Origin of the sequence: Citrobacter sp. 21OH12SH02A-Citro (assembly GCF_027919895.1) — a bacterium.
Lineage (GTDB): Bacteria > Pseudomonadota > Gammaproteobacteria > Enterobacterales > Enterobacteriaceae > Citrobacter > Citrobacter braakii.
Genome location: NZ_CP114801.1, coordinates 2,546,612 through 2,567,017, shown reverse-complemented (window position 1 = coordinate 2,567,017; position 20,406 = coordinate 2,546,612). Strand labels below are relative to the sequence as shown.

19 protein-coding genes are annotated in these 20,406 nt (G+C 51.0%); 5 read left to right on the top strand and 14 right to left on the bottom strand.

Annotated elements, in window-relative coordinates:
- Window positions 1-57: 57 nt before the first annotated feature.
- The 3 genes from trpS to O6D90_RS12415 form a co-directional block, all read right to left on the bottom strand.
- Window positions 58-1,062 (bottom strand): tryptophan--tRNA ligase, encoded by a 1,005-nt coding sequence (gene trpS, locus O6D90_RS12425; RefSeq protein WP_016156413.1) that lies wholly within the window; start codon window positions 1,060-1,062, stop codon window positions 58-60.
- Window positions 1,063-1,280: 218 nt separating this feature from the next.
- Window positions 1,281-3,065, bottom strand: a complete 1,785-nt coding sequence (locus O6D90_RS12420; RefSeq protein WP_016156414.1) for a diguanylate cyclase — start codon at window positions 3,063-3,065, stop codon at window positions 1,281-1,283.
- 119 nt (window positions 3,066-3,184) lie between these two features.
- Complete coding sequence (locus tag O6D90_RS12415; protein ID WP_016156415.1) at window positions 3,185-4,294, bottom strand: AI-2E family transporter; 1,110 nt, start codon at window positions 4,292-4,294, stop codon at window positions 3,185-3,187.
- Window positions 4,295-4,497: 203 nt separating this feature from the next.
- Here O6D90_RS12415 and O6D90_RS12410 point away from each other — a divergent pair, with 203 nt between their 5' ends.
- Entirely contained in the window at window positions 4,498-5,457 is a 960-nt protein-coding gene (locus O6D90_RS12410; protein WP_016156416.1) for a YbgA family protein, read from the top strand.
- Window positions 5,458-5,610: 153 nt separating this feature from the next.
- Here the strand turns inward: O6D90_RS12410 and O6D90_RS12405 are convergent, their stop codons facing one another.
- The 7 genes from O6D90_RS12405 to O6D90_RS12375 all read right to left on the bottom strand — a co-directional run bounded on the left by O6D90_RS12405 (window position 5,611) and on the right by O6D90_RS12375 (window position 12,132).
- On the bottom strand, window positions 5,611-7,539 hold the full coding sequence (locus tag O6D90_RS12405; protein WP_016156417.1) for a putative bifunctional diguanylate cyclase/phosphodiesterase: 1,929 nt from the start codon (window positions 7,537-7,539) through the stop codon (window positions 5,611-5,613).
- Between the two features lie 17 nt (window positions 7,540-7,556).
- The gene (locus tag O6D90_RS12400) at window positions 7,557-8,051 is read right to left on the bottom strand and encodes a molybdopterin-dependent oxidoreductase (protein ID WP_016152974.1); all 495 of its coding nucleotides are present in this window, start codon (window positions 8,049-8,051) and stop codon (window positions 7,557-7,559) included.
- 541 nt (window positions 8,052-8,592) lie between these two features.
- The gene (locus O6D90_RS12395; RefSeq protein WP_016152975.1) at window positions 8,593-9,234 is read right to left on the bottom strand and encodes a helix-turn-helix transcriptional regulator; all 642 of its coding nucleotides are present in this window, start codon (window positions 9,232-9,234) and stop codon (window positions 8,593-8,595) included.
- 124 nt (window positions 9,235-9,358) lie between these two features.
- Window positions 9,359-10,327, bottom strand: coding sequence for a threo-3-hydroxy-L-aspartate ammonia-lyase (locus O6D90_RS12390; protein WP_016156418.1), 969 nt, complete (start codon window positions 10,325-10,327; stop codon window positions 9,359-9,361).
- 27 nt (window positions 10,328-10,354) lie between these two features.
- Window positions 10,355-10,750 (bottom strand): RidA family protein, encoded by a 396-nt coding sequence (locus O6D90_RS12385; protein ID WP_016156419.1) that lies wholly within the window; start codon window positions 10,748-10,750, stop codon window positions 10,355-10,357.
- A gap of 245 nt (window positions 10,751-10,995) precedes the next feature.
- Window positions 10,996-11,304 (bottom strand): monooxygenase, encoded by a 309-nt coding sequence (locus tag O6D90_RS12380; RefSeq protein ID WP_016156420.1) that lies wholly within the window; start codon window positions 11,302-11,304, stop codon window positions 10,996-10,998.
- 36 nt (window positions 11,305-11,340) lie between these two features.
- Window positions 11,341-12,132 carry a PhzF family phenazine biosynthesis protein gene (locus O6D90_RS12375; protein ID WP_016156421.1) on the bottom strand — a complete coding sequence of 264 codons (792 nt, stop codon included), beginning with the start codon at window positions 12,130-12,132 and terminating at the stop codon, window positions 11,341-11,343.
- A 133-nt stretch (window positions 12,133-12,265) separates the two neighbouring features.
- Here O6D90_RS12375 and O6D90_RS12370 point away from each other — a divergent pair, with 133 nt between their 5' ends.
- A complete protein-coding gene (locus O6D90_RS12370; RefSeq protein WP_016156422.1) occupies window positions 12,266-12,964 on the top strand; it encodes an RluA family pseudouridine synthase in 699 nt (232 codons plus the stop codon).
- Between the two features lie 38 nt (window positions 12,965-13,002).
- On the opposite strand, the gene mdtK is transcribed toward O6D90_RS12370, so the two are convergent.
- A complete protein-coding gene (gene mdtK, locus O6D90_RS12365; protein WP_016152981.1) occupies window positions 13,003-14,376 on the bottom strand; it encodes a multidrug efflux MATE transporter MdtK in 1,374 nt (457 codons plus the stop codon).
- A gap of 217 nt (window positions 14,377-14,593) precedes the next feature.
- Here mdtK and O6D90_RS12360 point away from each other — a divergent pair, with 217 nt between their 5' ends.
- On the top strand, window positions 14,594-15,241 hold the full coding sequence (locus O6D90_RS12360) for a riboflavin synthase (protein ID WP_016152982.1): 648 nt from the start codon (window positions 14,594-14,596) through the stop codon (window positions 15,239-15,241).
- A 41-nt stretch (window positions 15,242-15,282) separates the two neighbouring features.
- Here the strand turns inward: O6D90_RS12360 and cfa are convergent, their stop codons facing one another.
- Both cfa and punC read right to left on the bottom strand, forming a co-directional pair.
- Entirely contained in the window at window positions 15,283-16,431 is a 1,149-nt protein-coding gene (gene cfa / locus O6D90_RS12355) for a cyclopropane fatty acyl phospholipid synthase (protein WP_016152983.1), read from the bottom strand.
- 290 nt (window positions 16,432-16,721) lie between these two features.
- Window positions 16,722-17,927 (bottom strand): purine nucleoside transporter PunC, encoded by a 1,206-nt coding sequence (gene punC, locus O6D90_RS12350; protein WP_016156423.1) that lies wholly within the window; start codon window positions 17,925-17,927, stop codon window positions 16,722-16,724.
- A 113-nt stretch (window positions 17,928-18,040) separates the two neighbouring features.
- Here punC and punR point away from each other — a divergent pair, with 113 nt between their 5' ends.
- Window positions 18,041-18,973, top strand: a complete 933-nt coding sequence (gene punR, locus O6D90_RS12345; protein WP_016156424.1) for a DNA-binding transcriptional activator PunR — start codon at window positions 18,041-18,043, stop codon at window positions 18,971-18,973.
- Here the strand turns inward: punR and purR are convergent.
- Window positions 18,970-19,995, bottom strand: a complete 1,026-nt coding sequence (gene purR / locus O6D90_RS12340) for an HTH-type transcriptional repressor PurR (protein WP_003832757.1) — start codon at window positions 19,993-19,995, stop codon at window positions 18,970-18,972. The genes punR and purR overlap by 4 nt on opposite strands.
- Window positions 19,996-20,292: 297 nt before the next feature.
- Here purR and cydH point away from each other — a divergent pair, with 297 nt between their 5' ends.
- The gene (cydH, locus tag O6D90_RS12335) at window positions 20,293-20,382 is read left to right on the top strand and encodes a cytochrome bd-I accessory subunit CydH (protein ID WP_003029209.1); all 90 of its coding nucleotides are present in this window, start codon (window positions 20,293-20,295) and stop codon (window positions 20,380-20,382) included.
- Window positions 20,383-20,406 lie beyond the last annotated feature (24 nt).

Here is a 20,406-nt window from a genome sequence, read left to right as displayed (position 1 = left end):
GGCGATTGTCATTCGTCGGGAGCTATCTTTAATTATCGAACCTGTAGTGCTTCGAGTTCAGAACACCGGCAAACCCAGCCCTTGCTTTACTTCTTTTAATGTCTGCTGCGTGACCTCGTGCGCCTCTTCGCTTCCTTTTTTGAGCATCGCCATCAGCATACCTTTATCCTGGATGTAGGTTGCCCGCCGCTCGCGCATCGGGGCGATAAGCTCCTGCAAGCACATCTCCAGCTCGTTTTTGCATGTCCGGTCACCCAGCCCGCCGCGCTGATAATGTGCTTTCATCTCCGCCACTTTCGCTTTATCCGGATGAAAAGCATCGAGGTAAGTAAATACCATATTGCCGTCAATCTGCCCCGGATCGGACACTTTTAGATGATTGGGATCGGTGTACATTGCGCTGACCGCATGATGAATAGCCTCTTCGCTGGCGGACAGGAGTAGAGTGTTGCCGAGCGATTTTGACATTTTGGCATTACCGTCGATCCCTGGAAGACGGCTGGTCTCACTCAGTAGCGCTTTACAATGCGACAAGACAGAGGTCGGTAACAGACTATTCATCTTATGCACGATCTCATTGGTCTGTTCGATCATGGGCAACTGATCGTCGCCGACGGGAACCACCTCGGCTTTGAAGGCGGTAATATCTGCAGCCTGGCTGATGGGATAAACCAGAAAGCCAACCGGTAACGAGCGGGCAAATCCTTTCTGCGCAATTTCGTTTTTGACCGTAGGATTTCGCTCCACGCGAGCCACGGTAACAATGTTCATATAAAGCGCGGTCAGCTCAGCGAGGGCGGGCAGGGCCGACTGCAGACAAATGGTGGTGAGTGACGGGTCGATTCCTGCGGCGAGGTAATCAGCCAGCACTTCGGGAATATTGTTGCGGATCTTTTGTGGTGTGCTGCCGTTATCGGTTAGCCCTTGCAGGTCAGCAACCAATATAAACTGCTGATAATCATGTTGCAGCGTGGCGCGCTGGCGCAGAGAGCCAACATAGTGGCCGAGATGCAGCGGGCCAGTGGGACGATCGCCAGTGAGGATGATAGTTTTGTTGTTCATGTAAGACTCCTTAATCAAAAAACCGAAAGGGGTCTTTAAATGCAAATAACCGCCTTTCGGCGGTTATTTAAAATGGGGAAAACACATTCTGACCGCCTTTAAGAAGGCAGCCACCACAGGTTGTGATTAAACGCGGTGATATTGTGTTTTGTGTTCATCCAGTCAACATATCACCGCCTGGCTCAGAGGTAAAGCAATGCGCGGCGTACTGGCGTATCTTAGCTCGCTTCCAGCATGCCAAAGCTCACGATGCGCGAACGGCCTAACTCTTTCGCGCGATACAGCGCCACGTCTGCGGCGCGCAGAAGATTGTCGCTCTGGGCGTGCTGCGGATAGCTGGCAACGCCGATAGAGACATCAACGTGACCAATCTCTGAGAGTCCAAAGCGCAGCGACAGTTCGCGTACACCATTATAAATATCTGTCGCAAAGCGGTTGGCGGCCTGCTCATCCGTATTGGCCAGCAACACCAGAAACTCTTCACCGCCGTAGCGGAAGGCCATGCCGCTGTCATGGACAACGCGCTGAATAGTAGTGGCGATACTTTTTATCACGCTATCGCCCGCCTCATGGCCAAAGCGGTCGTTAATATTTTTGAAATGATCAATATCGATCATCAGGCAACTGATTGGCTCTTTGTTACGCACTGCCTGGCTCATCTGGGTGCGCAGCGTATCTTCCAGATGGTGACGGTTGCGCAGGCCGGTTAGCGGGTCGTAGAGCGCTTTCTCCAGCAGCGCATCACGCAGGCGCTGGTTGGCTAACGCCAGACCGAGTGCTTCCGCCATCAGTTCCAGATACGCGCGAGAGGGAGCGGAATCATTGCTGAGGTTCTGGAATGAGAGCAGGCCGATGGCTTCACCCTGGGCAATCAGTGGCACGCACAGGGTATGCTGCTGGCATGATTCCGGTAGATGGTAGCAGGCGATATCGGGTTCGCCTTGCACCGGTGGATGGCTCTGACCGCGGCGCACAGCCCAGCATTCGTCCGGGTGGAAAGCATCCGCTTTGCCCTGCGGTGAAAGCCATTGCGCAACGCAGCGCATCTGCCAGGGCTCTCGATCCAGTATGTAAAGCCGCCCGGCAATACCGGGAGCAACATTCGGCGCAAACAGCTCTGCCACATTAATGACATCGGCAAAATTCTCGCAGCCTTGCAAACGTTGAGTCATACGTGCGAGCAGCTCGCGGATTGCCCAGTCGGCGTCTCGTTCTTTCTCCAGTCGCTGACGTGCCAGGCCGTTCTCGCGAAAAATGCGGATCGCCTGCGCCATATCGCCGATTTCGTCGATCTGATTAAAGCTGGGTGTCTCAACGGCGTAATCCTGCGATGCCAGACGGTTAACCACATCGCTCAAACGCACCACGGGACGCAGTACGCGGCGTTTTAAAATAAAGCCGAGAACGAACAAAAATAGCAGCGCCGTCAGCCCGACCATCACTTCCGAAGCCGTACGTAGCGTGCGCGATGTCTGAGTGGCATCTTCAATGGTGTTGCGTACGCGGCTGTCGAGTAACTGACGGAAATGATCTATCCGGTCCTGGGCTCGCTCCAGTTCCTGTTCATAGGATTTGCCATACAGCAGGGCGATGGCCTGCGACTCTTCTCCGCGCGCGACGCTGGCAAGCGCCGCAGCTTGCTCATCCTGCAGGGTATCAACAATCTGCAGCCCTTCATGCAATAGCGCCAGTTCTTCATCCGTCGCCCCAATGTCTTTTAGTTTCGACAGTCGCTGTTCAACGGCTTTCAGCGACGCTTCTTTCTGGCGGTAGGCGTTAAGCGCTTCCGGGTCTTTTGCAATAACATATTCGCGTGCCAGATCGGACAGCGACCAGGCATCGAGCTCGACTTCTTCGGTCAGTTGATCGAATTGATAACGCTGCTCCACCACCTGGCGTTCGGTGTTATCGGCGCTGGAGGCCATCAACATGACAACGCCGGAGGCTATGGTCAGACACACCGTCGCGCTGTAGGCCCAGTTGGTGATTGTGGCAATTCGCACTGATTAGTTCCTTCTGCGACGATTAATGAATAAGCATGATTGAAATTATAGGAAACGTATGATTTTGCGTGAAAATAAAAAAGGCGGTCTCAGGACCGCCTTCTGTTATCGTCCTGCCATCATAAATCTGGAGGATTTTTTCCTTCTTCCATAAAGGCTTCGTCGATTCCTTCCACGTTACCTTCATGATCGCGCCCGGAAAACAGGTTCCAGCAGGTAATGAACAGTGCGGCAATCAGGGGGCCAATCACAAAGCCGTTAATGCCGTAGATCTCCATTCCGCCGAGAGTGGAAATCAGAATCAGATAATCCGGCATTTTGGTGTCTTTACCCACCAGTAGCGGGCGCAGGATATTGTCCACCAGCCCGACGATAATCACGAAGAAGCCAACGATAAACAGCCCTTGCCACAGCTGGTGCGTGGCGAAGAGGAAGATTGCCGCAGGTACCCAGACGATCGCTGAGCCGACCGCGGGCACGAGGGAGAGAAACGCCATCAGCGCGCCCCACAGGACGCTGCCGTCGATGTCGACAATTGCAAACGCGATGCCGCCAAGAATACCCTGAACCAACGCCACGACCGCTGTACCCTTGACCGTTGCCCGCGTCACGCCGACGAATTTGGCAAACAGGTGCTGTTTGGCAAAATCAGAAAGCGGTAATGAGTCCAGAATCTGGCGCACCAGGTACGGCCCGTCCTTCAGTAAGAAAAACAGCAGATACAGCATGATGCCAAAGCTAATAGCAAAGCCGAATGTCCCTTTACCAATCAGGAACGCGCTGCCGGCGAGGTACTGTCCACCCTGCAGTACAACGTCGGACAGTTTTTTCTGGATCTGCGCGACGTTATCCAGATTATGTTCTGCGAGGAATCCTCTGGCCCAGTCAGGAAGATACGAAATAATGGCGGTGACCACTTCCGGGAACTGAGTGTCGTTTTGTTGTAATTTGGCATACACCACGTTCAGCTCAATAGCCAACGAGGAGAAGATCACCATCAGTGGGATAAAAACAATCAGACAGATGATGCCGATGGTGAGCAGTGACGCCAGCCCGTTACGTTCGCCAAGCGCGCTGCGCAGTCTGTTTTTCACCGGGTTAAAGATGGTGGTTAAGATTGCGGCCCACAAAATGGCAGAGAAATAGGGAGACAACACATCGAAGAACGCCCAGGTCACGAGGGCAAGTATGAAAATGAAGAAACCTTTAGTCAGTCCGTTAAATCGCATTAGTGAACCCTGTAATGAGAAGCAGTCCCGACTATAGAACCGTTCAGGGGAATTACCAACTTTCGCTGCGCATATTTACTTAAATTGGTTAACCTGTTTTTCGTAGGGAGCCTGCGACAGATAAATAACGTACGCTATGATTTATTAGTGAAACAGTCATACTTTTCTTCCCGAAAAAGGGCGTCAAAAAAAGAGGGGGCGTTATGAACACTCAACCTGTCATCGGGATTAGTGGATGTTTAACCGGCTCAGCCGTGCGATTTGACGGCGGGCATAAACGGATGGGATTTGTGATGGACGAGCTGGCTCAGTGGGTGACTTTTAAACCTGTCTGTCCGGAGATGTCCATCGGTTTGCCTGTACCACGCCCCGCGTTGCGTTTGGTTCAAACCGCCCAGGGGAATATCCGCATGTGTTTTAGCCATGCGCCTGGTGAGGATGTAACCGATAAAATGTCCGATTTCACCGCTTCATATATCAATGGGCTTGGCGGTCTGTCGGGTTTTATCGTCTGTGCTAAATCACCGAGCTGCGGAATGGAGAGAGTGAGGCTGTATGACGAAAAGGGAAATCGTGGGCGAAAAGAGGGAACCGGTCTGTTTACCGGCACCTTAATGGAAACCTACCCATGGTTGCCGGTCGAAGAAGATGGCCGCTTGCACGATCCGGTGCTGAGGGAGAATTTTGTTGAGCGAGTGTTTGCGTTACATGAGCTTAATATGCTGCGAGCCTCTGGTCTTACTCGCCACGGTTTACTCAACTTCCACAGCCGCTATAAGCTCCAGCTTTTGGCTCATCACCAGGCGGGTTACCGGGATATTGGCCCTTTCGTGGCCTCGCTCCATCAATGGGATGATTTGGACGCTTTTTTCGTGGTATATCGCGAAAAGCTAATGGCGATCCTCAAAAAGCCCGCCTCACGGAAAAATCACACCAACGTACTGATGCATATTCAGGGCTACTTCCGCGATCGGTTGAACACCCGCCAGCGCGGAGAGTTGCGTGACGTTATCCTCAACTATAGCGGCGGACTGCTGCCAATATTGGCGCCACTGACTCTGCTCAAGCACTACCTTGCTGAATACCCAGACAGCTATTTACTTACCCAGAACTATTTTGATCCTTATCCGAAGGATTTAGCCCTACGGTTAATGATTAATTAGCCTGATAGCGAGTAAATCTGGGGCAGAAATATCCGTTGTTCGCGAAGGTTATCCCTGCCATTTCTGATGCGTTTAAGCAGGGATAATTTTTAACGGTGTGTAATCGATGAGACAATGCGGCCCGCACCCACGGGCAAATGTGCCGGCCGCGATTTAACCGTTTCTGATTTCTTCATCGATACAAGGCTGAGGTTTGCCAAACAGATATCCTTGCGCGAAATCGCAGCCCAGAGCCTGAAGTCTTGTCAGTTGCTCCTGCGTTTCAACACCTTCTGCAACAGCTTTCATATTGAGAGATTTCGCCATGCCCGTGATCAGTTTGATGATAGTCAGGGCGTCTTCCTGCGTAGATATCGAATGCACAAAGGACTTGTCTATTTTGATTTTATCGAAGGCCAGTCTGCTGAGGCGCGAAAGAGAAGAGTATCCGGTACCAAAATCATCGATGGAGATTTTTACCCCCAGGGTCCGGAGCTTATTAAGCGTATTTATCGGTGTAGCACTCTCGGTAAAGAGAGAGGATTCAGTCACTTCCAGTTCGAGGCGGTCAGGTGGAAGTCCAGTTTCTTTCAGAATGGTTAACACGATTCCTGCAAAGGCCTTGCTGCTTAGCTGGACAGGGGAGACATTGACTGAAATTTTAGCCGGAACCGCCCAACCCGCGGCTTCCCTGCAGGCAATTTCGAGCACCGCTTTCCCCATCTCATTAATCATCCCTGTTTTTTCAGCAACAGGAATAAAGCTATCCGGCGACAGGAGGCCCTTGAGAGGATGGACCCAACGAATAAGCGCCTCATAGCTGTATATTTTCTGACTGAAAGAATCGACAATAGGCTGGTAATACACCACGAACTCTTTGTTCACTATTGCTAATGCCATATCATGCTCAAGCGTTCTGCTTTCCTGCAATTTTTCTAACATTCGTTGCCGGAAGACTTTTATCTTGCCAGAGCCTTCATTTTTGGCTTCATAAAGGGCCAGATCGGCAAATTTATAAAGATAGTCAGAGCGACGCTCATTTTCTGAGATAACAATGCCAACACAGGTGGTTATGTTGATAATTGTGTTGTAAATGGTGTAGGGCTGGCTGATAAACTCACATATTTTCTGGGCTCGCGACACGGCCCGACTTTCTGTCAGGCCACTTGAGAGAAACGCAAACTCATCCCCGCCTAAGCGATACAGCGTATCCGACGTAAGGCTTGTCGAAATCAGACGATCGGATATCTGGCGCAGTAACATATCACCGGCATCATGACCATACGTATCATTGACCTCTTTGAATCGATCTAAATCAAACAACATCATCGTCACAGCATCGTTATTTTTCTCTGCCATTTCGATTGTTTTATTTAAATCGCTCCAGAATAGCTGGCGGTTATTCATCTCGGTGAGCGAGTCATGGTAGACGTCATATTCCAGCTTGGCATTCTGAATTTGTAGCTTTTCCTTCGATTTTTGCAGTTCTTCGGCAAGACTCTTGACCTGAAGGTGCCCCCGCAGAATATTTCTGTTTTGATAAAAAATGAGCACGCCCAGAATCGCACTCAGTATTATTAGCAGTACAGATGTCGTTGAGTAAATATAGTACAGCGTTTGAATTTTTTGGTTGGCGTTATTAATCGAGTTAACATCTTTGTTTAATGCGCCGGATGAAAGACGGCCAAGTTGTGCATCCAGGGTATGCATTTTTTTCAGATACGCCTGGAGTGCTGGACGGTTCATTTTCTCGAGATTATCATCCAGATAACTAAGGGTATTTTCAAGTGTTACCGCTAGCTCACGGTGGGCAATGTTGCTTTCTATGTAGCGCCCCAAATCACCTTCTTTTATCAAATCACTCTGGCTGAGCATAATGTCGAGACGCATGCGTACATCATCAAGATTCATCGTATCATCGATAGTGTAAAGACCAAGCAACGATTCAAATCGGTAATATTGAGATACCAACTGAGCGGCAGACCAGGAATCGGTGTAGTGAGTCAGTTTCTGTAGCTCTTGTTGCCGTTCATGCACGAGGAAAGAGATATATCCGGTCGATATAAAAAGAAAAAAGATGATGCCAGCCAGTATTCTGTTCATGATGTTCCTCTGAACGCTTACTCAATATCCATACTACTGACCTGCCATGCAGACCTTGAATAATAAATCTGATTATTTAGTTCCGGCATGCTGTCATAGGGGTACACAATGAATAATGGGCCTTTATCACGGATGCGCATATATTTTCCGTTGATTTTTAAAGCAAGGATGGCATTGTATTTTTTGAAATCACTGAGAGGGATAACGGTGGTGTAGTCATTAAGCGCAGTAACCTTTACAACGGAGCCGCTCGCTCCAACATAATCCATGAGTTTTTGTAGTGGAATACCCGTAAAGGTCGTACGTCCATTATACCAGGGGGAGGTGGTCTGAAAACTTACCATGCCCAGCTTCTCAAGACTGGCGGTATCAAAAACCGCTTTCCCGTCTTCATTTGTATTTTCAATATTACCGGATAACGTTAAGAGAACTTTACCGGTGGGCCTGGAAAGTTCACCCGCCCAAAGCTGGGTGGAGAGCACAACGCTTACCAACATGACTATTAACCGCATTCTAACCTCACCAATCAGCCGGATGTAAAAGAATTATAATTTAGATATCACGCTATTTATATATTCCGCCTGTCTATTATTGATGATGTGAAGTTATTTGTATTTTAATTCATTTAAATCAATGGGTTGCCATGCTTAATGGTTATGAATATTTATTAAATCAGGCGAAGTCTGTTATTAACGGACGGTGATTTTTGTTGTGTCTGTACAAAAAACACTCACTCTGTGGTTGTTAAAAAATCACACGATCATAAAGGTTTATTTTTTTGTGCAGCGACAGGGAATCGTTGTTTTATCGGCGGGTAACCTTGTTGAATAAATCAAACTTTTGCCTATTCCCGGGATTAGATTACACAGGCGTAGCAGACGTTCAAAAATAGTCAATTATCAGGAATTCAAAATATGCAAAATCACCTACGGGATCGTCAGCAACTTAATGAACTTATCAATGGCTGGATGCACCGCGATTGGGGGAATATGCCGCGCTGGCTTGCTGCATGAGCCAGGCGGATATACCTTGCTGAGCGCCGCATAACCGGGTTTATTCGCCAGCCTGAGCCGACTGGCGGGCATACAGATACGCGGTTGCTCTGGAGACGCCCAGATGCTGCGCCACTGTGTCCATAGATTTTCGTACGTTCAGCAAACCGTCTTTGCGTAATTGTTGAATCAGTCGTTTACGGTCTTCAGGTTTCAGGGCGCGGGCCGTCGTTGCGCATTTAGCGGCAAAGTCATCGATACGCTGGCGGATGACTTCATTACTGCCGGGATCGATATGTTCCTTAATGGGGGAGTCAGCGGTTTCAGTAAAACGCGCAAGGGCACTCTGCATGCCACGAAACAGCGTCATATCCACGTTCAGACAGAGTGCTGCTACGTATTTGCCTTCATCATCCTTGATGCCGATGGAGGTACTTTTCACCGGGCGGCCATCGGCAAACTGGTTGCTGTAGTTGGCTATAATGCTGGGGAATTCAGGCGATGCGATTCGCGCCAGACCCAGTTCTGTTGCCGGTTGGCCGGGTTCTCGCCCGGACAGGTTATTATGGATGGATAAAATGGCATGTTCAGGATTTTTGAGATCATGAACCACCACTTCGCAAAACGGCGAGAAGGTCTCGCTCAAGCCCCTGGCGATAGTGTCAATTTGGCTGAGAAGTGAGTTGTTATCGGTTTTTGGCATGCCAGTCTCCTGCGGTGATGCTTGTTGCCATGATTGCGGGCAGTTTACAGTGAGCAGGGTTCGCTTTTCCAGACGCGAGTGTTCAGACGGTAATAAGGTATCCGCATGGCAGATACCTTCTTGATTACCCGGCAAGGAATTCACTGTAGCGGCTGATATCCACGTTCCCACCGCTGATGATAATGCCGATTTTCTTGCCGCGAAGCTCAGCTTTGCGCGCTCTGGCGGCGGCAAAACCCAGACAGCCAGTCGGCTCCACGACAATTTTCATTCGCTCAGCGATAAATTTCATCGAGGCGACTAATTCATCGTCTGAGACAGTCAGAATATCGTGCACATTTCGCTGGATAATCGGAAACGTAATATTCCCGAGATGTTGGGTCTGAGCACCGTCAGCAATGGTTTTCGGCGTATCGATATGAACAATCTTTCCGCTGCGAAACGATTGTTGACCATCGTTTCCTGCCTCCGGCTCGACACCATAGATGATGCAGTCAGGTGACAGATGTCTGGCTGCCAGTGAGGAGCCCGAAAGCAGGCCGCCACCGCCCAGACACACGAAAAGAACGTCTAGCTGACCCACTTCTTCAATCAGCTCTTTTGTGGCGGTACCCTGGCCCGCAATCACGTGCGGATGGTCGTATGGCGGGATCAGCGTCAATCCTTGTTTCTCTGCCAGCTCCCGTCCGATTTTTTCACGATCTTCGGTATAGCGATCGTAAATCACCACATTTCCACCATAGCCTTTTGTGGCTGCAACTTTAGCCGCCGGGGCATCATGCGGCATGATAATCGTCGCCGGGATCCCCAACAATTTTGCCGACAGGGCAATGGCCTGCGCATGGTTGCCGGACGAAAAGGTGACGACGCCCGCAGCGCGTTGTTCTGGCGTGAACTGGCGTAACGCATTCATGGCTCCGCGAAATTTAAACGCGCCCATTCTCTGGAAGTTTTCGCACTTGAAGAAAACTTCAGCACCAAATTCGTCATTAACCGTTCGGGAGGTCATCACCGGCGTTTTGTTGGCATAGTCGGCGATGCGCTCTGCCGCGGCGGCAACATCGTTATAATCAGGCAGTGTCATTTCAGTCATTGTTGTTCACCTGTATGTCGTTAAACGTCATGCTTGTGGGGCCAGGGCAATAGCTTCAACTTCCAGTGCGAAACCATAATGAAGCTCTGCAACGCCCGCTACCGCGCGGGAGGGCCGGAAATCACCGATCCACTCCCCATAGATTTTGTTAAACGTTGGCCATTGGTTGATATCTGTCACATAGACGCGTACTGACACCAGGTGCTGTCGAGAAACCCCAGCGCCAGCCAGGCAGGCATCAATATTCTGCAGTACCAGCCGCGTCTGCTCTTCAAAAGAGGCATCCGTTTTTTTTTCGCCATCACTTGTGACCGGCAACTGACCAGAAATGAAGACGAATCCGCCAGCCGTTGTACTGTGTGAGTAATGACCTGCAGGCGGAAAACCTCCTGCAGATGAGTTCAATGTAATGTCCACGGACATAAGTGAATCTCCTGTAGTTATTGATAATCCATTTTGTATAAAATAATACTGTTTGTATTATTTTATACGCTTTCATACCGCGTTCGGCTAGTGATAGTTTTCACAGATGATGATTTTGTGAACTAAGGCAAACGTGACCCACGTTATATAGCTATCCTGGCGCGGTGAAAGAGGGGGAACGCTTTTGATGATGGTAAAGCTGGGGAGTGAAGAAGCGCCCCGGGGCGGGGCGTTAAAGCCAAAAATTAGCCGATATGGCCGTGGTTAATCTTACTTAACGGTTCATTGATATCGAAGATTTTGCACGTCACGTCATCCACACCCAGGTGCTTCAGGCGGGCCGTGTGTTTTTTGATATAGGCCAGAGCGCTGTCTTCATCCTGAAACAGGTAGATGCCACCCGCTTCGTGGTTTGCTGCGTTCTCGGTCCAGATTTTCCAGATGAAACCCGGCTCCTGGTTGATGGATTCGGCCAGTTCAACAAGCTGATGTGACATCTCAGTGCCAAACGGACCAGGAAAATCAAAGTGTATCTGCACGAGTTTGTTCGCCATAAATCCTCCATGGATTGGTTAATTCGGGTAAGGCTGCTAGCGTAACAGCACTTTACCTGTCAGATAAGTTACAGCTTGTCCACCGATATAAACACGTGTTCCTGTCAGCTGGCAGCGTAAATCGCCGCCGCGTTCAGAGACCTGGCGCGCCAGCATCTGCGTTTTATTCAGTTTTGCAGCCCAATAAGGAATCAGCATGCTATGCGTCGAACCGGTGACCGGGTCTTCCGCGACCGCTTCACCCGGGCAGAAGAAACGGCTGACGAAATCGTATTCCCCGTCACCCGGCGCGGTGATACATACCATTTTCCCGAGGGGAATCATGGCGTGGATATTCGGGCGCACAGCCTCAACCTGCTGTTGATTCTCCATCACGACCATGTAATCGCGCGCGACGCGCACTTCTTTATATTCGGTGATGCCCAATGTTTCCAGCAGTAAGGCGGGCGGTACGGCAGGTTCGCTTTGCCAGGCAGGAAAATCAAGCGTCAGCCAATCACCGCTGCGCGTGACCGTCAGTGGACCCACAAAACGGGTGGCAAAATGAATGGTCGCTTCCGGGTAATCCAGATGTTCAAAGATGACATGTGCGGCGGCAAGCGTGGCATGCCCACACAGATTAATTTCGCCTTGCGTGGTAAACCAACGCAGCTCGAAGCCATTCTCACTAGCGACAAAAAAAGCGGTTTCCGACTGGTTATGCTGCTGCGACATTTTTAATAATATTTCATCGGGCAACCAGTCATCGAGCGGGCATACTGCTGCGGCATTACCGCCAAACGTCGTAGTGGTAAAGGCATCTACCATGTAGAAATCGATTTGTTGCACGGTGTAACCCTCTCATCGCACTCAGGATATCCCACACTCTATCATGCAATGATTGTCATTGGTTAAGCGCCCTGATTCGCTAGTGTGGTAAAAATTCGCTATCATCCGTTTCCACACTTCATCCTGGCCGCTCATGTCTACGATCCTCGATACCTTTATTGCCCCGCCTTGTCATGAGGAGATAGCGATCCTCTATCAGGACGAGCATCTGGTGCTTATCAATAAACCCACCGGACTGCTTAGTTTGTCGGGGAAAAACCCGCAGAATCTCGATTCGGTACATCACCGGCTGGTACAGATTTACCCCGGCTGTACGCTGGTACATCGGCTTGATTTTGGGACGTCAGGGCTGATGGTGATTGCCCGTAACAAGGCTATCAACGCCGCGCTTTGCCAGCAGTTCAGTCAACGCGCGGTAAGCAAGGTGTATAGTGCGTTGTTGTGCGGGCATCTGAAAAACGATGAAGGCGTTATAGACGCAGCGATTGCCAAGGATCCGGCGCTGTTTCCACTGATGTCGATTTGCGCCATTAACGGTAAACCCGCGCGCTCGCGCTATCAGGTTATTGAGCGTTTTCATCATCGCCAGCAAGATGGGACGTTACTCGCTTTGACGCGGGTACGGCTGACACCTGAAACCGGGCGTACCCACCAGTTGCGGATCCACTGTCAGCAGTTGGGGCATCCCATTTTGGGGTGCGATTTATATGGTGGGCGTCTGCTGCCAGGCACCGAACGGACGTCGAGACTGATGCTGCATGCCAGTGAACTGCATTTCAGGCATCCGGTCAGTCAGGAATGGATGACGGCCCAAAACGCCAGCCCGTTTTGAGGATATAAAAAAGCCGCCAGATGGCGGCTATTTGGGGATTATCGTGCAGCGCGTTGTAAAATAACCGCTGACGGCTGGCGCTGCAGAAAACGCATCCGCAGCATCATCAACACGGCCGCAGAGGTCAGGCCGATAATAAAGCCCATCCAGAATCCTGCCGGTCCCATCCGGTCAACCACCAGATCGGTCAGCGCCAGAATATAGCCGCTCGGCAGACCCAGTACCCAGTATGCCGTAAAGGTAATAAAGAAAATGGAACGCGTATCTTTATAACCACGTAGGATACCGCTGCCAATAACCTGGATAGAGTCCGATATTTGATACACCGCGGCCAGTAACATGAGCTGCGCTGCCAGAGCGACAACTTCCGGGTTATTGTTGTAGAGCAGGGCAATGTGCTCACGGAATGTTACGGTGAAAATCGCCGTCACAACCGCCATGCAGACGCCGACGCCCAGACCTGTTCTGGCTGCGGTTTGCGCATCCAGCGTGGAACCCTGGCCCAGACGATAACCGACTCGAATGGTGACGGCTGCAGCCAGAGACATCGGCAGGACGAACATTAACGAGCTGAAGTTGAGCGCGATCTGGTGTCCGGCCACGTCGACAATCCCCAGCGGGGAAACCAGTAGCGCCACCACAGCAAACAGCGTCACTTCGAAAAATAACGCCAGCGCGATAGGTAAACCCAGCTGTACCAGGCGCTTCATTACGGCGGTGTCCGGTTTCTGGAAACCACGCTCATTACGGATATCACGCATCGAGCGTGCGCGTTTAACGTATGACAGCATGGCGATAAACATCACCCAGTAAACCGCCGCTGTTGCCACGCCGCAGCCCACGCCGCCAAGCTCCGGCATGCCAAAATGCCCATAAATGAAAACATAGTTAACAGGAATGTTCACCAGCAGGCCGAGAAATCCCATCACCATCGCCGGTTTGGTTTTGGCCAGACCTTCACACTGGTTACGGGCTACCTGGAAGAACAAATACCCCGGCGCGCCCCACAGCAACGCGCGCAGGTAGCCGACGGCTTTATCTGCCAGCGCCGGGTCGATGTTATGCATGGAGCGAATAATGTATCCCGCGTTCCAGAGCACGATCATAATCAGAATGGAGACGCTGCCCGCCAGCCAGAAACCCTGGCGTATTTGATGGGCTATACGATCGCGGCGCCCGGAACCATTGAGTTGCGCAATCACTGGCGTCAAGGCCAGCAGCAGTCCGTGACCAAACAAAATGGCCGGCAACCAAATAGATGTGCCAATGGCGACGGCCGCCATGTCCGTGGCGCTGTATCCGCCCGCCATGACGGTATCAACGAATCCCATTGCGGTTTGAGCGATTTGCGCAAGAATCACCGGAATTGCCAGAGCTAATAACTGACGCGCTTCACTTACATACTTTTGCACGTGTACACCACTATATTGTTGTTATTTGAGAGACTAAAAAAGCCGCCTTATATGGCAGCAAGGAGAAAAAGCAGGGGAAATTTCAGTCTATTGTAGCGAGGAATACGTAATTCTCCAGTGAAAAAACAGGCAGTAGCGGCGCATTGCTGGCAACCTGAATTTCCACCTGCTATTGTGCTGTGCAGAGATGTCTTAATTCAGTTCAGGAGTTAGAAGTATGTTTACGGGTATTGTGCAGGGCACCGCGAAATTGGTGTCCATTGATGAAAAACCAAATTTTCGTACGCATGTTGTGGAGTTACCTGAATATATGTTGGATGCGCTGGAGACCGGCGCATCGGTTGCCCACAATGGGTGCTGCCTGACGGTAACCGAAATCAACGGTAACCAGATAAGCTTTGATCTGATGAAAGAAACGCTGCGTATCACCAATCTGGGTGACCTGAAGGTTGGGGATTTGGTCAACGTTGAGCGTGCGGCAAAATTCAGTGATGAAATTGGCGGACATTTAATGTCGGGCCATATTATGACGACCGCCGAAGTGTCGAAAATTCTGACCTCGGAGAACAACCGCCAGGTGTGGTTTAAAGTTCAGGATCCGTCGCTGATGAAATACATCTTGTACAAAGGATTTATCGGAATTGATGGCATCAGTCTGACGGTCGGTGAGGTGACACCGACGCGTTTCTGTGTGCATTTGATCCCGGAAACGCTGGAACGTACGACGCTGGGTAAGAAAAAGTTAGGCGCGCGGGTCAATATCGAAATCGATCCTCAAACCCAGGCGGTGGTTGATACCGTTGAGCGCGTACTGGCGGCGCGTGAAAGCGCCATCAGTAACGTAACGGGTGAGGCGGGAGCCTAAGCCTGAAGGTAAAACCCCCGTTGGCACGGGGGTGATAACGATTAGCGGGGAACGCGTAGGCCGTGTTCAACGCCGCGGGAAAATACCACCTGCCACAGCTGGATGTCGCGAGCACGAAACGCACCGGCGCAGGCGTTCAGGTAATAGCTGAACATCCGTTTAAAGCGTTCGGTATAGTTATCGGCGATTTCAGGCCAGGATCTCATGAAACGCTCGTGCCAGGCCATCAACGTTGTATCGTAATCCGCGCCAAAATTATGCCAGTCTTCCATCACAAAATGCGGCTCGCTGGCGTTGGCAATCTGGCGAACTGACGGTAAACAGCCGTTCGGGAAAATATATTTATTGATCCACGGGTCAACGTTATTGTCGGTCTTTTTGGAGCCGATGCTATGCAGCAAAAAGAGGCCGTCGGGTTTTAAATTACGATCAACCACTTCAAAATAAGTCGCGTAGTTCTTCGGCCCCACATGCTCAAACATGCCGACGGAGACAATGCGATCAAATTTGTCGTTAAGGTCGCGATAATCCTGCAGCAAAATTGTGACATCCAGCCCCGCACAACGCGCCTGCGCCATTTTCTGCTGTTCTGCCGAAACGGTCACGCCCACCACGCTAACGCCATATTGTGACGCCATAAACTGGGATAAGCCGCCCCAGCCGCAGCCAATATCGAGCACCCGCATGCCTGGCTTCAACTGCAGTTTTTCGGCAATCATTTTTAGCTTCGCCTGTTGGGCAGATTCCAGGGTATCGGCATCTTTCCAGTAGGCGCAGGAATACTGCATATAAGGGTCCAGCATGCGGGTAAAGAGATCGTTGCCCAAATCGTAGTGTTCTTTGCCGACGACCCACGCACGTTTTTTGGTCTGTAAATTGAACAGGCGAGCCGTGGCGATACGTAGCGTGTCTTTAAAGTGGCGGGGGAGTTGGTTTTCAAGACCGGCGCGCAGGACTTTACAAAAAAACATGTCCAGCCGGTCGCATTCCCACCAGCCATCCATATAACTTTCGCCCAACCCTAACGATCCTTCCTGCAGTACGCGTTTGAAAAAATCGGGGTTCGTTACGCGAATATCTGCCGGTGCCGGACCATTAATGGTAATACCTGCACGGCTCAATAATTCATTGGTGATGCGGTACCAGTCATCATCCGGTACGCTGACGTCTTCTATACACGATGAACTCATAGCTTCTCCATCACTGGTCGGTGATCAGAACCTTAAAATAGCGTAGACGCTTTTTTGGGCTTTGTGAGAACTCTCACGGAATTAATCCGCGAATCTATAATCCGACGTAGAACAGAGGAAGGGAGGAACCCTTGCCGAAAAGACCATCCATGGGAAAACGGGAACGTTCTTGTCCCCGTTAACACATAACAATTATCGTTTTTTTAACAACCGGAAATCAGTATAGGCCTGAATTTTTGATGATTCAACCAATAAACATTAGCAGGCTAATTAATTATCAAAGATGATTACTAGTGAGACTCACCGTGGGCAATTTGCGCCCGATCATCTGTGTGCGGGGCGTTAGCCTTCTGCGACTGCATTTTGTAACCCGCGGCCGCCAGCAGCACCGTTGTCAGCATCACGCTGGTGGTGGTGAGCAGCGGGGTGGCGATCAACCAGGAAACCACAAGGCTTGCCAGGAAGCATAAACCCAGTTGCAGAGTGTTCTGCAATGCCGCTGCGCGTCCCGTAGCCTGTGGGAAAGGACGTAACGCCTGAGCCACAACAATTGGGTAGATTGCTCCATTGGCAATCGCCATAACGCAGAATGGGATGAGGATTTCAGCCAGCGCAACATGGTGAATAAAGCCGGTTGCCCAGGTGGCCACTACGCTAAAGGCATACAGAATGAGTAACCAGGGCAGCAACTGACGGCCCTGCCATTTTTGCAGCGCAGCGCGGCAGCCGTAACCACCAATTAAGAAAGCGATGGTTTGTGGAACATAGCTCAGGCCAATCACCGCCGGACTGTAGCCCATTTCGCTGAGGATGAACGGGGAACCCGTCAGCCACGCGAAGAAGCTCGCGGAGCAGGCGGCATAAATCAGCACGTTTCCGCGGTAAACTTTTGAGCGCAACAGGGTAGCGAAAGTCAGTTTATCCTGGCTGTCGTCGCGTGCTTTAGCTGTTGGTTTTAAGCGCAGAGCCGGAAGCATCAGGATTAGAGTAATGGCAAACAGGGTGGCGAAAATGGCCTGCCAGGAAAAATGTACCAGGATCCAACTGCCTAATAACGGCGCTAATGCCGGGGATAACCCGACCAATGGCATAATGGTGGCAAAGATGCGGTTTACTTTTTGTGAAGGATAATAATCGGTGACCAGCGCCTGCCAGATAACCGATGCCGCACAAACGCCAACGGCCTGAACAAAGCGTAGTACCAGCAGACCGGTGGCATTTTCAACCCACAGCATGCCCAGACTGCCCAGCGCGAAGATGGATAAACCCAGCAGCAAAACAGGCTTGCGACCATAATGGTCAGAGAGCGGCCCCCACAGAAGTTGCGCGACGGCAAAACCCGCTAAGAATAAGCTAAGGCTGGCGCTGACGGCAGATGCAGGCGTCTGCAGATCGGACTGAATTGCGGCAAAGGCGGGCAGATACATATCCGTTGCCAGAAAACCGAGTACGCTAAGACCCGCCAGCCAGACTAAAAATCCTTTCCCAGGTTGCATCATCATTTCTCTTTTTTTAGCAGTAGAACAATGCCGCTGAGTGTAGTGAGTGTAATTCTTGCTGTGAAACGCTAATATTTGCTTACTGATTTCAAATTTTTTGTAGGCAGAATATGTGGTCGGAATATTCACTTGAAGTTGTGGATGCGGTTGCGCGTAACGGTAGCTTTAGTTCGGCCGCGCAGGAGTTGCACCGCGTACCCTCGGCGGTAAGCTACACCGTGCGTCAACTGGAAGAGTGGCTGGCGGTGCCGCTTTTTGAGCGACGCCATCGGGACGTGGAATTGACGCCTGCCGGTGCATGGTTTCTCAAGGAAGGCCGCTCTGTTATCAAAAAAATGCAGATCACCCGCCAGCAATGTCAGCAAATTGCCAATGGCTGGCGCGGGCAGTTGGCGATCGCGGTAGATAACATTGTCCGCCCGGATCGTACCCGACAGATGATCGTGGATTTCTATCGTCATTTTGATGATGTGGAGCTGCTGGTTTTCCAGGAGGTGTTTAACGGTGTCTGGGATGCGCTGTCCGATGGGCGCGTTGAGCTGGCAATCGGCGCCACGCAAGCGATTCCGGTGGGGGGGCGCTATACCTTCCGCGACATGGGAATGCTGAGCTGGAGCTGCATGGTGGCAAGCCATCATCCGTTGGCGTCAATGTCCGGACCGCTAAGCGACGACACGTTGCGCAACTGGCCGTCGCTGGTGCGTGAAGACACGTCGCGTACGCTTCCTAAGCGTATTACCTGGCTGCTGGATAACCAAAAGCGCGTTGTGGTGCCTGACTGGGAATCTTCTGCTACCTGTTTATCTGCAGGTCTGTGCGTGGGCATGGTACCGACGCATTTTGCTAAACCGTGGATTGATAGCGGCAAATGGGTCGCGCTACAGCTGGAGAATCCATTTCCTGATGCCGCATGTTGCCTGACATGGCAACAGAACGATACGTCGCCGGCATTGAGCTGGCTGCTGGACTATTTAGGGGATAGTGAAACACTGAATAAGGAATGGTTGCGGGAGCCCGATGAGGCTCCCGCACAACAGTCTTAACGACGGTAATCGCGGAACGGGCCGTCGGCAACGGAGCGGCGCTCTACCAGGCGCGGATGAACCTCGATAGACTGCGACTCTTCACGTTTATTCACGATACGGTCTAACAGCATGTTGAAGGCCGTTTCCCCCAGTGAATCTTTAGGCTGGTGAATGGTCGTCAGAGCCGGCGTGAAGAAGCGGGCGTTGCGCACGTTGTCGTAACCGATGAGCGAAACATCCTGCGGTACGCGCAGTCCCATCTCGTCAGCGGCGCACAGCGCACCCATCGCCATGATATCGCCACCGCAGAAGACGGCGGTCGGACGATGCGACTGTGACAGAATTTGCTGCATGGCGCGATAGCCGGATTCAGGCTCAAAATCGCCCTGCACAATCCAGTTTTCAGGAACTTTAATCAGCGCTTCTTCCATCGCTTTCATAAAGCCTGCCAGACGCCCGGCTCCGGTATTACGCTCCATTGGGCCTGGGATCACGCCAATCTCACGATGACCGCGTTCTACCAGATACCGACCCGCCATGTAACCGCCTTCGAAGGCGTTATCAATGACCGTATCGGTAAAGTCGGCTTTAGCTTCGCCCCAGTCCATGACGACCATCGGAATATGGCGGTACTCTTCGAGCATCGAAAGCAGCGACTCCGGATACTCAGAACACATCACCAGCAGACCATCAACGCGCTTTTGCGCCATCATCGAGAGATAAGCCTGCTGTTTTTCGAGGCTGTTCCATGCGTTACCCAGAATCAGGGTATAGCCTTTCTGGAAACAGTTTTTCTCAACGGCTTCGATAATTTCAGCGAAATAGGCCGCTTCGCTGCTGGTGGCCAGCAAGCCAATAGACTTGGTGTGATTCACCTTCAGGCTGCGCGCCACGGCGCTCGGAGAATAGTGCAGCTCTTTGATCGCCGCCCAGACAGCATTACGCGTTTCTTCCGCGACAAAGCGCGTCTTGTTAATTACGTGTGATACGGTTGTAGTGGAAACGTTTGCTCGCTTCGCTACATCTTTAATTGTTGCCATTACATCTCACTCCAGACCATATCCTAAGCTCCTGAGAATACTCCAGGTAAACGTTTGCCTTAACACACCCTTAGCGCAACGTAAGGGTTGCGGCACGCCGGGAAAACGACACGGAACGTCAGGAAGGGGTCAATGGCCGGTACGCTAATCAAGTAAGCGTGGAATTTTGTCTGATCTTAACGAAAAGGGGAAGAGTTAAAAGCAGTTATCAATATAAATCGTGAGAGATTTTTGCTTTCAAGTGTGTAAAAATGCGCAATATCACTTTTTGTGTGGGAATAAAAAGGAGAAAACTTGATGAGCACCGATCTGAAATTTTCGTTAGTGACTACCATTATTGTTCTGGGTTTGATCGTCGCGGGTGGCCTGACCGCAGCGCTGCATTGATTTCCCCCGAGGGAGTTCGCTCTC